The sequence below is a fragment of the Bradyrhizobium elkanii WSM2783 genome (assembly GCF_000472865.1).
GTDB lineage: Bacteria > Pseudomonadota > Alphaproteobacteria > Rhizobiales > Xanthobacteraceae > Bradyrhizobium > Bradyrhizobium elkanii_A.
Genome location: NZ_AXAP01000087.1, coordinates 1 through 15,339 on the forward strand (window position 1 = coordinate 1; position 15,339 = coordinate 15,339).

At 61.8% G+C, this 15,339-nt stretch carries 14 protein-coding genes; 11 read left to right on the forward strand and 3 right to left on the reverse strand.

What is annotated here, in order from left to right; genetic code table 11:
• Window positions 1-27 precede the first annotated feature (27 nt).
• The 3 genes from tnpC to tnpA all read right to left on the reverse strand — a co-directional run bounded on the left by tnpC (window position 28) and on the right by tnpA (window position 2,870).
• Window positions 28-1,563: an IS66 family transposase gene (tnpC, locus tag YY7_RS0140805; RefSeq protein WP_028167394.1), complete on the reverse strand. Its 1,536-nt coding sequence runs from the start codon at window positions 1,561-1,563 to the stop codon at window positions 28-30.
• Between the two features lie 69 nt (window positions 1,564-1,632).
• Complete coding sequence (gene tnpB, locus YY7_RS0140810) at window positions 1,633-1,986, reverse strand: IS66 family insertion sequence element accessory protein TnpB (RefSeq protein ID WP_028167393.1); 354 nt, start codon at window positions 1,984-1,986, stop codon at window positions 1,633-1,635.
• Entirely contained in the window at window positions 1,983-2,870 is an 888-nt protein-coding gene (tnpA, locus tag YY7_RS0140815; protein ID WP_028167392.1) for an IS66 family insertion sequence element accessory protein TnpA, read from the reverse strand. The genes tnpB and tnpA overlap by 4 nt, the downstream gene beginning before the upstream one ends.
• Window positions 2,871-3,130: 260 nt before the next feature.
• Here tnpA and YY7_RS0140820 point away from each other — a divergent pair, with 260 nt between their 5' ends.
• From YY7_RS0140820 to trbL, 11 genes are all read left to right on the forward strand, one after another.
• A complete protein-coding gene (locus YY7_RS0140820; protein ID WP_028168194.1) occupies window positions 3,131-4,894 on the forward strand; it encodes a relaxase/mobilization nuclease domain-containing protein in 1,764 nt (587 codons plus the stop codon).
• A gap of 36 nt (window positions 4,895-4,930) precedes the next feature.
• Entirely contained in the window at window positions 4,931-6,916 is a 1,986-nt protein-coding gene (locus YY7_RS0140825; protein WP_028168195.1) for a conjugal transfer protein TraG, read from the forward strand.
• A gap of 6 nt (window positions 6,917-6,922) precedes the next feature.
• A complete protein-coding gene (locus YY7_RS0140830) occupies window positions 6,923-7,348 on the forward strand; it encodes a CopG family transcriptional regulator (RefSeq protein WP_028168196.1) in 426 nt (141 codons plus the stop codon).
• Between the two features lie 136 nt (window positions 7,349-7,484).
• The gene (locus tag YY7_RS0140835) at window positions 7,485-8,813 is read left to right on the forward strand and encodes an MFS transporter (RefSeq protein ID WP_028168197.1); all 1,329 of its coding nucleotides are present in this window, start codon (window positions 7,485-7,487) and stop codon (window positions 8,811-8,813) included.
• Between the two features lie 227 nt (window positions 8,814-9,040).
• Window positions 9,041-9,955 (forward strand): P-type conjugative transfer ATPase TrbB, encoded by a 915-nt coding sequence (trbB, locus tag YY7_RS0140840; RefSeq protein WP_028168198.1) that lies wholly within the window; start codon window positions 9,041-9,043, stop codon window positions 9,953-9,955.
• Between the two features lies 1 nt (window position 9,956).
• Window positions 9,957-10,280 (forward strand): TrbC/VirB2 family protein, encoded by a 324-nt coding sequence (locus YY7_RS0140845; RefSeq protein WP_028168199.1) that lies wholly within the window; start codon window positions 9,957-9,959, stop codon window positions 10,278-10,280.
• Window positions 10,280-10,543, forward strand: a complete 264-nt coding sequence (locus YY7_RS0140850) for a VirB3 family type IV secretion system protein (RefSeq protein WP_028168200.1) — start codon at window positions 10,280-10,282, stop codon at window positions 10,541-10,543. Before YY7_RS0140845 ends, YY7_RS0140850 begins: the two co-directional genes overlap by 1 nt.
• A 10-nt stretch (window positions 10,544-10,553) precedes the next feature.
• Window positions 10,554-12,995, forward strand: a complete 2,442-nt coding sequence (trbE, locus tag YY7_RS0140855) for a conjugal transfer protein TrbE (RefSeq protein ID WP_028168201.1) — start codon at window positions 10,554-10,556, stop codon at window positions 12,993-12,995.
• Window positions 12,992-13,720: a P-type conjugative transfer protein TrbJ gene (gene trbJ, locus YY7_RS0140860; protein ID WP_028168202.1), complete on the forward strand. Its 729-nt coding sequence runs from the start codon at window positions 12,992-12,994 to the stop codon at window positions 13,718-13,720. The genes trbE and trbJ overlap by 4 nt, the downstream gene beginning before the upstream one ends.
• Complete coding sequence (gene trbK-alt / locus YY7_RS0140865) at window positions 13,720-14,091, forward strand: putative entry exclusion protein TrbK-alt (protein WP_028168203.1); 372 nt, start codon at window positions 13,720-13,722, stop codon at window positions 14,089-14,091. The genes trbJ and trbK-alt overlap by 1 nt, the downstream gene beginning before the upstream one ends.
• Window positions 14,088-15,317 carry a P-type conjugative transfer protein TrbL gene (gene trbL / locus YY7_RS0140870; protein ID WP_028168204.1) on the forward strand — a complete coding sequence of 410 codons (1,230 nt, stop codon included), beginning with the start codon at window positions 14,088-14,090 and terminating at the stop codon, window positions 15,315-15,317. Before trbK-alt ends, trbL begins: the two co-directional genes overlap by 4 nt.
• The last annotated feature ends 22 nt before the right edge of the window (window positions 15,318-15,339 follow it).

Genomic DNA, 15,339 nt, shown 5'->3' on the forward strand with positions numbered 1-15,339 from the left:
AGTTAGCGTCTGGCTCTCGCACGTCGGTCAGGTATTGACATGATCCGTCGGTTTCCAGGCCCACGGCAGCAGTTCGTCGAGACGGTTGATCGGATGTCCGTCGACCATGCGCGTGAGCACGTCACGCAGGTATGCGTAAGGCTCGACGTTATTGAGCTTGCACGTTTCGATCAGCGAACAGAGGATTGCCCATCGTTCCCCACCGCCATCGCTACCGGCGAAGAGATGGTTCTTGCGGCCGAGCGCCACAGGTCGGATCGCCCGCTCGACGGGGTTCGTGTCAAGTTCGATGCGGCCGTCACGGAGGAAGCGGGTCAATCCATCCCAGCGCGACAGCGCATACCGGATCGCTTCGGCGAGATTGCCGCGCCCGGGCAATTGAGCGAGTTGCACCTCGAGCCACAGGCGAAGGCTGTCAACGATCGGCTTGGCGAGTGCGCGCCGCGTAGCCAGCCGATGCGCCGGCGATTGACCACGCACCTGCGCTTCGACGGCATAGAGGCTGGCAATACGACGCAAGGCCTCGTGCGCGATGGGCGTGTCCTCGGCTTGCGCAACCTCGTAGAACTTGCGCCTGGTGTGCGCCCAACATGCGGCGAGAGTGATGTTTCCGGCGCCGGTCAGCCGCTCGAATCCGGCGTAACCGTCGACGTGCAGAACGCCCTTGAAGTGCATCAGATGCGCTGCTGGGCGCTCCGCTTTCCGGTCGGGCGCGAACACATAAACCGCAGCTGGCGGCTCAGGCCCAGCCCAGCTCCGTTGATCGCGGGCATACACCCACAGCCGTCCGGTCTTGGTGCGCCCGCGGCCCGGATCGAGCACCGGGATTGGCGTGTCGTCGGCAAACAGGTGATCCGACGCGAACATGTGCTCGCACAGCCGATCGTGCAGGGCCTCAAACCACCAGCACGCGCCGCCGACCCATCCGGCCAATGTCGAGCGCTCCAGTTCGACGCCATGGCGGGCAAAAATCTGCGCCTGCCGATAGAGCGGTGTGTGGTCGCAATATTTGCTGACCAGCACATGCGCGAGCATGGCTGGCGTGGCCAAGCCGCCGGCGATCGGTCGTTCGGGCGCCGGAGCCTGGGTGATCGTTCCGCAACTGCGGCAGGCATATTTCGGGCGGCAGACGCGTACCACGCGCAACTGTGCTGGCACCCAATCCAGCATCTCGCTGACGCTCTCACCGATCGCATGCAGCGCGCCGCCGCAGCACGCACATCTCTCGCTATCGACGTTAAGCACAACCTGTTCGCGGGGCAAATGATCCGGCAGCGGCTTGCGCTTCGGCTGCAGTTTCTGCGTCGGCGCAAACGCCTCCAGCGAGGCTTGATCTGCCTCGACGGCCGACAAATCGATGTCCAAATCTTCGAGTCCAAGGGCGAGCTGATCGGCGTCGAGACGCTCGGAACGACGCCCAAATTGTGCGCGCTGAAGCTGTTTGATGATCGCCTGGAGACGCTGGATCTCGCTGTTCCGATGCGCGATGACCGAGGCAATGTCGCGCACCAGGCGATGCAGAAGCGCAGTATCCGACGGCAGATTGTCGAGGTCGAGCTGCATGACCGATTCTACTCGAACACGCTGATTCGACGAAGCAACTTCGCTATATTCTATGCGGGTTTTTGCGATTCAACCCGTGATGGCCGGGCGCCATCGACGCTCCGGCGTACGCCAATCGATGCCTTCGATCAGCATGGCAAGCTGCGCCGGGGACAGCGTCACCGTGCCACCTGGATCGCTCATTCTCGGCCAGATGAAGCCGCCCTGATCGAGCCGCTTGCTGAACAGGCAAAGCCCGTTGCCGTCCCAGAACAGGATCTTCAGCGTGCTTGCCTTCTTGCCTCGGAAGGCAAACAGGTGGCCGGAGAACGGATCCTTCTTGAGGTGTTCCTGAACGAGCGCGGCGAGGCCATCCAGGCCCTTGCGCATGTCGGTATACCCCAAGGCCAGATGGACTTTCACGCCGGCCGGCACGATCATCATCGTGCTGTCTCCCGCTCAGTGATCTGGCGACGGACCGCATCGGGATCGCTGCCGATCGGCGCGAAGACGCGGCGGCCATCGTCCAATTTGACAACCGTCATGCCGTCGGGCGGCTGCAACAGATCGTGCAGAACAACCGGCGTCGATGACCCGACGGCTCCAGCATCGGCCACCGCGACCGGCACCAACTTGGCGCGCTTGCCCTTACCAAACCCAAGCTCCGCTCGCCAGCGGAACAACATGCTAGTGACGATACCGTGCCTTCGTGCCGCCGACGATACGGTCTCCCAAGGTCGTTCAGTCTCCAACACGATGGCCAGCTTTTCCTCGTCGGTGAAGCTGCGGCGGCTCTGCTTCTCAGGTGTCGGAGGATCGTCATTCGGCGTCGCTGTCAAGCGAGATTCAGCTGCGCCATCCTTAGCACTAGTCTTAGCACTAGTGCTTAACAGTGGGCGGGCACTCGGATGAAGGTGCGTCCGCCAGTCGATTTCAACGTCGTTGGCGTCGATCAAATCGCGCCATCGCCTCAGGCTGTGCTGCGATATGCCATGGGCGCGGGCATAGGCTTGCATGCTCAGACCGCACCACTTCATCGCTTCAACGTGCATCGCCCAGAACGCTTGCACAGCTCTGCAGCGGAGGTCCTTCGACACTGGAGCCCGCTTCTTGCGGAGCCGCTCCCGACGTTCCTCGCGACGCAATTCCGCACGTATTTGCAACGTCTCAGCGTCAACCAGATGCCGCAGCCAGCGATCGAACGTGCCGCCACTGAGACGGTGCTGACGACAATATTTGCGCTTGCTGAGACCGCTTCGCCGCCACGCTTCAACGTGTACCGACCAAAAGGAACGACGTGCTTCGTTCTTGAAATATTCCGTACCCACCGGAGATCCTCCAATGCAGCAAGGAACCCGATATGGAACGACAACGCACTCTCGGAAAGTCGTGCAAGATTCCGACGCTTACGCTCGACAGAAAGACGGCGAGATAAAAGGGGCTCGCCCGTTGAACCGCAAGCCATTGACATGGCTTGGGTTCCGGCGTGCCGATCGGTCGGGGCGCGTGCCGCGGTTAGCATTTTTACGAATCCAATCAAAGGCGTTTTCGGCACCGTGTGCGCTTTTGATCGTTGGGAGGCCGTGCCGTGACTGTAGGCGACAGCGACCTGCGTATTCGGCCTGGACGCATCCGCAGTACACGCGCGCCGAAGCCGAAGAGCTTCATCAACCAGGTGCTGCGTGCCGCGAAGCAAGCTGGACATACCTCGGGTCAGGCTGCGGCCGGCAGGCGTTCGGCGGCCTATGGGCGCTCGACGTTTGGCCGCGGGCGCCTCGCCTTTAGCCGCGCCAGATTGTTCAGCCCGACGCGGCGCGTTGTGGTGAAGGCGCGCGTGGTCCGTCATAAAGGTCGAGCCTTCCGTTCGGCACCACTGACCGCGCACCTCTCATATCTGAAGCGCGATGGCGTCACCCGAAGCGGCGAGAGGGCCGAGATGTTCGATGCTGGCAGCGACCGCGCCGATAGCGCGGCTTTCGCAGAACGCTGCAAGGACGACCGGCATCATTTCAGGTTCATCGTCTCACCAGAGGATGCCGGCGACATGACCGACCTGAAGGCCTTCACCCGCGATCTCGCCACGCAGATGGCGACCGATCTTGGCACGCGCCTCGATTGGGTAGCTGTCGATCATTGGAATACCGACAACCCTCACGTCCATCTCCTCGTTCGGGGCTTAGATGAGGAGGGGGCGGATCTCGTGATCTCCCGCGACTACATCAGCCAGGGCCTGCGCTCACGCGCCGAGGAACTGGTCGCCATCGAACTGGGTCCGAAACCGGAGCACGAGATCCGTAATTCGCTGGAGAGGGAAGTCACGGCGGAACGATGGACGCGGCTCGATCGGGAGATCCGGCTGGCGGCAGATGAGACCGGCACTATCGATCTTCGTCCAGAGAATCCTGGCAAGTCCGATCCCGAGATCCGGCGCCTGATGGTCGGTCGCCTTCAACACCTGGAGAAGATGGGCCTTGCCGCATCCGCCGCGCCAGGGGAATGGATGGTCGGGCTCGAGGCCGAGCGTAGCTTGCGCGACCTCGGCATGCGCGGCGACATCATCAAGACCATGCACCGGGCCTTTACCGAGCGTGGGGAAGCGCGCGGCGTTGCCGATTTCGTCATCGAAGGTGGACAGCCGACGCCTCAGATTGTCGGACGACTGATCGACCGTGGATTGCATGACGAACTGACTGGCGAGACCTACGCCGTGATCGACGGGACTGACGGACGCGCCCACCATGTCCGCTTCCGCGGGATCGAGGCCTTCGACCATGCGCCGCCGATCGGCGGCATCGTCGAAGTCCGACGCTTCGGTCAAGCCGGCGATCCGCAGCCGACTGTAGTGCTGGCGATCCGCTCTGATCTCGATCTTGCCGAGCAGGTCACCGCGAAGGGCGCGACCTGGCTCGATCACAGGCTGGTCGAACGCGACCCCATGCCGCTCGCCATGGGCGGATTCGGCCGCGAGACCCGCGAAGCCATGAAAGCCCGTACCGAGCATCTGATCCAGGAGGGCCTAGTCCGGCGGCAGGGCCAACGCATCATCCTGCAGCGCGATCTCCTGAACACGTTGCGCCGGCGTGAACTGGACGAGGTGGCAGCAAAGGTCTCGGCCGACACCCGCCTGCCTCACGTGAAGCATAACTCCGGGGAGCATGTGGCGGGCACGTATCGCCAGCGGCTGACGCTAGCGTCGGGACGTTTTGCGATGATCGATAACGGCCTCGGCTTCCAGCTCGTGCCCTGGTCGCGCGAGCTCGAGAACAGGCTCGGCCAACACGTCACCGGTGTCGCGAAAGATGGTGGTGGCATCGAATGGGGCTTTGGTCGGAAGCGCGACCTCGGCCTCTAGCAATCTCGCCAATTCAATTGCGGAAGGACGTTAGGGATGTCCGGAACCAAAATCCTCTGGGGACAGGTGATCGTCGTCGGCCTAATCGTTTTGCTGGCCATCTGGGGAGCAACCGAGTGGACGGCATGGCGGCTCGCCTGGCAACCGGAGCTTGGGCGACCTTGGTTCGAACTGTTGGGCTTCAAGATCTACTACCCGCCAATCTTCTTCTGGTGGTGGTTCGTCTACGATGCTTATGCGCCACCGGTCTTTGTCGAAGGTGCTTTAATCGCGGCGTCGGGAACCTTCGTTTCCATCGCGGTGGCGATCGGCATGTCGGTTTGGCGCGCGCGTGAAGCCAAGAATGTCGAGACCTATGGTTCGGCGCGCTGGGCCGATGTGGAAGAGGTTCGAGCGGCCGGACTTCTCGGTCCGGATGGTGTGGTGCTCGGCAAACTCCACCGCGACTATCTCCGCCATGACGGACCGGAACATGTGTTGTGTTTTGCACCAACCCGGTCCGGCAAGGGTGTTGGCCTCGTCGTGCCCTCGCTGCTGGCTTGGCCCGGCTCGGCCATCGTTCACGACATTAAGGGCGAGAACTGGCAACTGACCGCGGGCTTCCGCTCGCGGCATGGCCGCGTCCTGTTGTTCGATCCCACCAACCCAAAGTCCTCAGCCTACAATCCGCTCCTTGAAGTGCGGCGCGGTGAATGTGAGGTTCGCGACGTCCAGAATGTGGCCGACGTCCTGGTCGACCCTGAAGGGTCCCTCGACAAGCGGAACCACTGGGAGAAGACCAGTCATTCACTCCTGGTCGGCGCCATACTCCATGTACTCTATGCCGAGGCCGACAAGACCTTGGCCGGGGTCGCAGCTTTCCTCTCCGATCCGAAGCGGCCGATCGAAGCGACGCTGAAGGCAATGATGACCACACCGCATCTTGGTGAGCAGGGCGCCCATCCTGTGGTCGCCTCGACCGCGCGCGAACTCCTCAACAAATCCGAGAACGAACGCTCCGGCGTCCTGTCCACCGCGCTGTCGTTCCTCGGGCTCTATCGCGATCCCGTCGTAGCCCAGGTGACCTGCCGCTGCGACTGGAGGATTGCCGATCTGATCGCCAATAGCCGCCCTGCGACGCTTTACCTTGTGGTGCCGCCCTCCGATATCTCACGAACCAAACCATTGATCCGCCTGGTGCTGAACCAGATCGGTCGTCGCCTGACCGAGGACCTACACGACCGTGATCGCAGGCATCGAGTCCTGATGATGCTTGATGAGTTCCCGGCACTGGGGCGGCTTGATTTCTTCGAGTCCGCGCTCGCCTTTATGGCGGGGTACGGCATCAAGAGCTTCTTGATCGCGCAGTCTCTCAATCAGATCGAGAAGGCCTACGGGCCCAACAACGCCATCCTCGACAATTGTCACGCCCGCGTCAGCTTCGCGACCAATGACGAGCGGACCGCGAAGCGGGTGTCTGATGCGCTCGGCACGGCGACTGAGATGCGGGCGATGAAGAACTATGCCGGTCACAGGTTGAACCCGTGGCTGGGGCACCTGATGGTCTCCCGACAGGAGACGGCGAGGCCGCTGCTGACCCCGGGCGAGGTCATGCAGCTTCCGCCGACGGACGAGATCGTCATGGTGGCAGGCACGGCGCCGATACGCGCGAAGAAGGTCCGCTACTACGAGGATCGGCGATTCACCGAGCGGGTTCTGCCGCCGCCCGATCCGGCGGCATCAGGTCGATCATCGCGAATCGACGGATGGTCAACACTTGGAACGCTGAAGCCGGTGCCGCTTCCGGCCGGCGGGAGGCAAGGAGAGGAAGACACCGCGAACAGCGGACTCCGTCGCGAGACCGAACTTCCCGATCACGTCGCGATCGTCAAGGAGACAACCGCGCCGACGCCGGCAGAAGAATTTGCCGCTGTTCTTGACGATGACGAGGATGCGGTCCGTCAGTCCCGGCTCATGCGCCAACAGATGCGCGGTGTCGCCCGTCAAGTCGCCATGGACCCGAATGACGGTATGGAGCTCTAAGGCAATATGCGCGACCGGATGAACGTCTATTTCCCGCCGGAGCTTCTGAAACACATCTCCGAGCTTGCCGATCGCAAGAAGCTCTCCCGGTCTGCGATCGTGGAAGCGGCGGTCGCCTCCTTTCTGTCACCCGACGGAGCGGATAGGCGAGAAGCTGCGTTTACCCGTCGCCTGGACCGGCTATCGCGCCAGATGCAGAGGCTGGAGCGTGACGTTGGTCTGACGGCCGAGACGTTGGCTCTCTTCATACGCTTCTGGCTCACGATCACGCCGCCGCTACCTAACGACGCGCAGGCAGCCGCGCAGGCAAAGGGCCGAGAACGATTTGAAGGATTTGTCGAGGCGCTCGGGCGCCGTTTGCAAAAGGGGCAAAGCTTTCTGCGCGAGATTCCAGAAGATATCCGCCGTCAGGAACCGCCCGAAGAAACCTGATTGAACCATGTAGACAGACCATTTCGCCGGGTCCTTCTTTTTCTACGCCAGCCCACGATCGCAGCAATTTAGCCAAGCCCACAAAAAGCTGGACACGCTATCGGCTCGAATGAGCTGAGGAGCAAGAAGGACTAGCATGCAAACTCCAGGGGCATGGCGTCTCACCGCGCGCGTATTTCTCCCGTTTGCTGCTGGATACTACCTCTCGTATCTATTTCGAACGATCAACGCGCTGATCGCCAGTCATCTCAGCTCGGATACCGGGCTTGGGACTGCCGACCTCGGGTTGCTTACGTCAGTCTATTTCCTCGTTTTTGCGGCGGCGCAGATCCCCGTCGGCATATTGTTGGACCGTTTTGGTCCGCGTCGCGTCCAGAGTGGTCTGCTCCTGCTTGCAGCAGTGGGCGCCGGACTGTTCGCTGTATCGAGCGGCTTCCTGTCCCTTTTGATCGCGCGTGCAATGATCGGGTTTGGTGTAGCTGCAGCGCTGACGGCTGGACTGAAGTCCATCATCCTTTGGTTCCCCAGGGAACGGGTTGCCTTGCTGAACGGCTATATGGTCATGCTGGGATCGCTAGGAGCGGTGACCGCTACGGTTCCTGTCGAACACCTGCTCGCTTGGACGGGCTGGCGGCAGCTCTTTGAGATTCTGGCGGCCGCTACCGGGGCGACGGCCATTCTCATCTATGTCGTCGTGCCTGAGCGAGGCATTGTCCCATCAACAGCGCGCGCCACCCTTGGCTCCGTTTTTGGCGATCGACGCTTCTGGCGAGTGGCCCCATTGTCGGCGACTTGCATTGGATCAGCCTGGTCTCTGCAGGGACTGTGGGCATCACCGTGGCTGATCGACGTGGACGGGCTTGATCGCGCAAGTCTCGTAAGACAGCTGTTCATAATGTCCATTGTATTGTGCGGTGGTGCCTGGTTATTCGGTACGACGGTCCATTCCATCAAGCGGAGAGGAATCGGGACGGATACGGTGTTAGCGATTATTGCAGTGCTGTTCATCGCAGCCGAGTTAGCCTTGATCCTGCGAGCGCCTTTGCCGTCCATCTTGCCCTGGTCTGTTATCGCAATTGTCGGAACGGCAACCGTGGTCAGCTTCGCGGCAATAGCGGATTACTTTCCGCCGGAGCTTGCCGGTCGTGCCAACGGCGCCTTGAACGTCTTGCACTTTGGTTGGGCGTTTCTGGCACAATACGCGACAGGCCTGATCCTGGAGCAATGGTCTGCGAATGATGGCCATAGGCCCGTCCAAGCCTATCAAGTCGCGTTCGGTCTCAACGTAGCACTGCAGATCGCGACGTTTGTCTGGTTCGCGCTGCCCTGGTACCGATCCATCGTTTCGTGGATGAGTTCAATCCTTTTCTTCAAGCCGGCTGATGTTTCCTACGCTGTCGAGTCAATTGGGTTATATGAGGATTCGGTCATCCTTCTGCCCGCGGATGACGATGCGGAGTGGTGAGCAGCAACTCGCAGCGAACTGATGCCATTGAGTAGACCCCAAGTATCGGTTCTCAGGCTTTCTTTTTCTACGCCAGTCTACGATCACCGAAAGCGCTTGTTGCGCCAAGTCCATTGGTGCCCTTTCTAATGATCTCCATCTGAGGGGCCCTTTGGTCGCCCTCAATCGGTGGGGCGACAGTGGCAATCCATTCCTTTCAATCGGAAGCGAATTCGCGCGGTGCGCGAATGCTGCGCAGTGCGCTTGGCACAGCGATTGCCGGTTACCTCGAAGACGAAGCGATCATCGAGGTGATGCTCAATCCGGATGGGCGGCTGTGGATCGACCGGTTATCGAATGGCCTGATTGACACAGGCGAGACCTTGTCGGCAGCGGACGGCGAACGGATTGTTCGCCTGGTAGCGCATCACGTAGGCGCCGAGGTGCATGCTGGCGCGCCACGCGTCTCGGCCGAACTGCCTGGGACCGGCGAGCGCTTCGAAGGGCTCTTGCCACCGGTCGTTGCTGCTCCTGCCTTCGCTATCCGTAAGCCCGCGGTCGCGGTGTTTACGCTCGACGACTACGTCGCCAAGGAAATCATGACCTCGGAGCAGGCCAAGATCCTGAAGGGTGCGGTCGCTGCTCGTAAGAACATCCTCGTCGCCGGTGGGACATCGAGCGGCAAGACAACCTTGACGAATGCGCTCCTGGCGGAGGTGGCAAAGAGTTCCGATCGGGTCGTGCTGATCGAAGACACGCGCGAACTCCAGTGCAAAGCGCCCAACCTTGTAGCGTTGCGGACAAAAGATGGTGTGGCCACGCTGTCGGACCTCGTTCGCTCCTCGCTGCGACTGCGTCCTGACCGCATCCCGATCGGCGAAGTCCGAGGTGCCGAGGCGCTCGATCTCCTCAAGGCTTGGGGTACAGGCCATCCCGGCGGCATCGGCACTATTCATGCGGGCACCGCGCTGGGAGCGCTGCGGCGACTCGAGCAACTCATTCAGGAAGCCGTCATCACGGTTCCGCGTGCCCTGATCGCCGAGACCATCAACGTCGTCGCCGTGCTGGCGGGGCGCGGCGCTGACCGTCGCCTCGCTGAACTCGCCCTCGTCACGGGGCTTGGTGCCGCCGGCGACTACAGCCTTTCAACAGCAGGAGACTGACATGCGTCAGCAATTTCGCTCCCTTCGAGGTGCATCGTTGGCCGCCTACGGCACCGTGTTCTTGGCAGTTCAGCCCGCATGGGCGGCTGGCTCGAACATGCCGTGGGAGCAACCACTCAATCAGATCTTGCAGTCGGTCGAGGGGCCGGTCGCCAAGATCATCGCTGTCATCATCATCGTGGTGACTGGTCTCACGCTCGCGTTCGGAGATTCGTCCGGCGGTTTCCGCAGGCTGATCCAGATCGTGTTCGGCCTGTCGATCGCGTTTGCCGCCTCGAGCTTCTTCCTGTCGTTCTTCTCGTTCGGCGGCGGCGTGGTGATCTGATGGATGATCAGGTCGCAGGCTTTGTCGTGCCCGTTCATCGTGCGCTCACCGAGCCGATCCTGATGGGCGGCGCGCCGCGGTCCGTCGCGATCGTGAACGGCACGCTGGCGGCAGCCCTTGGGCTCGGACTGCGGCTCTGGATCGCGGGTCTTGTCCTCTGGTTCATCGGCCACATGGCCGCCGTCTGGGCCGCCAAGCGGGATCCCGCCTTTGTCGATGTCGTGCGCCGACATCTGCGCATTCCCGGTTATCTCAACGTCTGAGCTCGCGGTCATGATGAACCTTGCCGAATACCGCCATTCCAGCGCGCGCCTCGCCGACTTCCTGCCTTGGGCAGCTCTGGTCGACGAAGGAATTATCCTGAACAAGGATGGCTCGTTCCAACGGACGGCAAAATTCCGGGGGCCCGACCTAGATAGCGCGGTGCCGGCTGAACTCGTTGCCGTCGCCGGTCGTCTGAACAACGCCTTGCGTCGCCTGGGATCAGGTTGGGCCGTATTCATAGAGGCGCAGCGTCATTTTGCGGGAACTTACCCGCCTAACTCCTTTCCGGATGTCGCGTCTGCACTGGTTGACGCGGAACGCAGGGCTCAGTTCGAAGAGGCGGGTGCCCATTACGAGTCCAGTTACTTCCTGACCTTCCTCTATCTGCCTCCAGAGGAAGGAGCCGCCAGGGCAGAGCGACTGCTTTACGAGGGTCGCGATCGAACTGTGGGAACTGACGCTCGCGAGGTACTTCGCGGCTTTGTCGATCAAACCAGCCGCGTCCTCGGGCTTCTTGAGGGGTTTATGCCGGAATGCGCTTGGCTCGATGATCAGGCCACGCTGACTTATCTGCATTCGACGATCTCGACCAAACGTCATCGGGTCCGGGTGCCCGAGATCCCGATGTACATTGACGCCTTGTTGGCGGACCAGCCGCTAATCGGCGGTCTTGAGCCGATGTTGGGCTCGGCCAACGTGCGAGTTCTGACAATCGTCGGCTTCCCGGGCACAACGACGCCAGGAATTCTTGATGACCTCAATCGCCTGGCGTTCTCGTATCGCTGGTCGACCCGGGCGATCATGCTCGACAAGGCTGACGCCACCAAGCTGCTGACCAAGATTCGCCGGCAGTGGTTTGCCAAGCGAAAGTCCATCGGCGCCATCCTCAAGGAGGTCATGACCAACGAGGCGTCGACGCTGCTCGATACCGACGCGCATAACAAGGCAATGGACGCCGATGCGGCCTTGCAGGAATTGGGTTCGGATCAGATCGGACAGGCATTTGTCACGGCAACAATCACGGTGTGGGACGGCGATCCCAATGCTGCCGATGAAAAGCTTCGCCTGGTCGAGAAAGTCATTCAGGGCCGCGATTTCACCTGCATGATCGAGACGGTGAACGCCGTCGAAGCCTGGCTCGGCAGTCTGCCGGGGCATGTCTACGCCAATGTGCGGCAACCGCCGATCTCGACGCTCAACCTTGCGCATATGATTCCGATGTTGGCCGTGTGGGCGGGCGAGGCGAGGGACCTGCACTTCAAGGGTCCGCCTCTTCTGTTTGGCAAGACCGAGGGATCGACCCCGTTTCGATTCTCGCTCCACGTCGGTGACGTCGGCCATACCCTCGTGGTGGGACCGACCGGTGCCGGCAAATCCGTGTTGCTCGCGCTGATGGCGATGCAATTCCGGCGTTACCCGAACTCTCAGGTCTTTGCGTTCGACTTCGGCGGCTCGATCCGGGCGGCCGCGCTTGCTATGGATGGCGACTGGCATGATGTCGGCGGCACATTGTCCGGCGGGGACGAAAACTCTGTCGCTCTGCAACCATTGGCCTGGATCGACGATCCCTCTGAGCGCGGATGGGCCACGGAATGGATCGGCGCGATCCTGGCACGGGAAAAGATCGAGATCACTCCAGAGGTCAAGGATCATCTGTGGTCGGCGCTGACGTCTCTCGCCTCGGCTCCGAGGGAGGAGCGCACGCTGACGGGCCTGACAGTTCTCCTGCAATCCAACTCTCTGAAGCGTGCCTTGCAGCCTTTTTGTCTGGGCGGCCCCTCGGGGCGCCTGCTTGATGCCGAATTCGAGCGCCTTGGCGAAGCCTCGGTCCAGGCGTTTGAGACCGAGGGCTTGATTGGAACGAGTGCCGCGCCGGCCGTGCTGGCCTACCTCTTCCATCGTATCGGGGACCGTCTGGACGGTCGGCCGACCCTCCTGATTGTCGATGAGGGCTGGCTTGCCCTCGACGATGCGGATTTCGCCGGCCAGCTCCGGGAATGGTTGAAGACGCTTCGGAAGAAGAACGCCTCCGTCATCTTCGCCACCCAGTCGCTTTCGGACATCGATGGCTCCGCGATCGCACCGGCGATCATCGAAAGCTGCCCAACACGCTTGTTGCTGCCGAACGAACGGGCGATCGAACCGCAGATCACTGCCATCTACCGGCGCTTCGGCCTCAATGACCGCCAGATCGAGCTTTTGAGCCGGGCAACGCCAAAGCGCGACTACTACTGTCAGTCTCGTCGCGGCAATCGGATGTTTGAGCTCGGGCTTGGCGAGGTGGCACTCGCCTTCACCGCAGCGTCTTCCAAGACGGACCAGGCTGCCATCACGCAGCTCCTCGCCGAGCATGGGCCCAACGGCTTCGTGCCGGCCTGGCTCCAGCACCGTGGCGTCGGCTGGGCCACAGATCTGATCCCCAATCTCGTCAATCTGGAGAAATCGCTATGAGGCCTCCTGCCTTATTGGCGGCCGCTGGTGCCATCGCCCTCTCGCTCTGCGTCACAGCGCCTGTGCGAGCGCTGATCGTCTTCGATCCCAACAATTACGTCCAGAATGTCCTGACCGCCGCGCGGGAACTCCAGCAGATCAACAATCAGATCACCTCGTTGCAGAACGAGGCGCAGATGCTGATCAATCAGGCAAAGAATTTGGCAAACATGCCGTATTCGTCGCTGCAGCAACTGCAATCCTCGATCCAGCGGACCCAGCAATTGCTGGCACAGGCCCAGCGCATCGCCTACGACGTCCAGCAGATCGATCGCGCGTTCTCGACGAGCTACGCGCCGGCCACTGGCAGCCAGTCGAGCCAGGTGATGGTCACCAACGCTCAATCGCGGTGGCAAAATACTTACGCGGCAACACAAGACGCGCTTCGTGTCCAGGCGGGCATCGTTGGCAACCTCGACACCAACCGCATCCAGACGTCAGCGCTCCTAACATCAAGTCAAGGCGCCAGCGGCGCTCTGCAAGCAACGCAGGCCGGCAATCAGATTCTCGCGCTGAACGCGCAGCAACTCGCCGACCTCACCGCTGTCGTGACGGCACAGGGCAGGGCGCAAAGTCTTGAAGCCGCTCAGCGCGCCTCGGCCCAGGATCAGGCACGAGAACAGCTTCGGCGCTTCCTGACACCAGGGCAGGGCTATCAATCATTCAACGTGCAGATGTTCCACTAATGGCCGACATCCAGGCATTCAAGGCGCTGTCGCTGCTTACGACAATCGGCGTGTTGGTCGTCACTGCCTGCACGATTCAGCTTCGTGGCGGAGACCGTCCTCCGCCGCCGCCGAAGGCGGAGCAGACGACAGATGAAACCAGCTCTGACCTCGCGCGCTGCCGCAGCGTCGCTGCGGAGGAAGCAGCGGGCTATCAGCATTGCAAGCAAGTTTGGGCCGAAAACCGCCGTCGCTTCTTTGGCAAGAAAGCCGGTGCCGTAGCTCCTGGCCACGATGATTCCGCCGCAGGTTTGGCGCCCGCCCCGAAGGATCAGAGCCGGATCCCACAAGGATATCCGCCCCTGGCGACACCCGAGGCGAGCAAGCCATGACGGGTACCGGTATCATCGACCAGTTCCTGGACACATTCACGCGCTATATCGACAACGGCTTCGGGCTGCTGGGGAGCGAAGTCGGGTATCTCGCAACGACGCTTGCGGCGATCGACATCACGCTCGCCGCGCTGTTCTGGAGTTGGGGACCGGACGAGGACATCATCGCGCGTCTCGTCAAGAAGACGCTCTTCGTGAGCGTCTTTGCTTACCTCATCGGCAACTGGAACAGCTTGGCGCGCATCGTCTTCGAAAGCTTTGCCGGCCTCGGGCTGAAGGCATCCGGCGCAAGCCTTTCGGCGGCAGATTTCCTGCGGCCGGGAAAGATCGCTCAAGTCGGACTCGACGCCGGCCGACCGCTGCTCGATTCGATCTCCAACCTGATGGGCTACATCAGTTTCTTCGAGAACTTCGTCCAGATCGTCGTTCTCCTGTTCGCCTGGGTCGTGGTGTTGCTCGCCTTTTTCATTCTCGCGATCCAGCTCTTTGTCACCCTGATCGAGTTCAAGCTCACAACGCTGGCTGGCTTCGTGCTCATTCCCTTTGGCTTGTTTGGCAAGACCGCCTTCGCGGCAGAACGGGTCTTGGGCAACGTCATATCTTCAGGGATCAAGGTGCTGGTCCTGGCGGTCATTGTCGGCATCGGCTCGACGCTTTTCTCGCAGTTCACCGCCGGCTTTGCTGGCGGTCAGCCGACCATCGAAGACGCGATGACGCTGGTGCTCGCAGCGCTCTCTTTGTTGGGCCTCGGTATCTTCGGTCCGGGAATCGCGAACGGTCTGGTGTCCGGCGGACCGCAGCTCGGAGCCGGTACCGCGGTCGGTACGGGACTTGCCGCCGGCGGTATCGTTGCTGCCGGCGCAGGCCTCGTTGCGGGCGGTGCTGGTCTCGCTGGCGGCGCGATTGCTGGCGCGATGCGCAGTGACGGCGCCGTCCTTAGCGGAGCATCCGCTGCCTATCGAAGCGGCGGCCTTTCTGGTGTCGCGGAGGCGGGTGGCTCGGCTGCCATGAGTCCGTTGCGTCGCGCAGCGGCGGCGCTCGGGGGAGGAGGAAGAGCAGGCGAGCAGGCCGCGAGCACTTCCGCTGAAGGGCAGCCCGATTGGGCGCGGCGCATGAAGCGTGCCCAGACCATTCGACATGGCGCGTCGGCGGCTGGCCACGCGGTCCGTTCAGGCGATCACGGTGGCAGTGGATCCTCCGTCGATTTGTCTCAAGGAGAGCGCTGACACCCGAGCACCGCGCTTACGC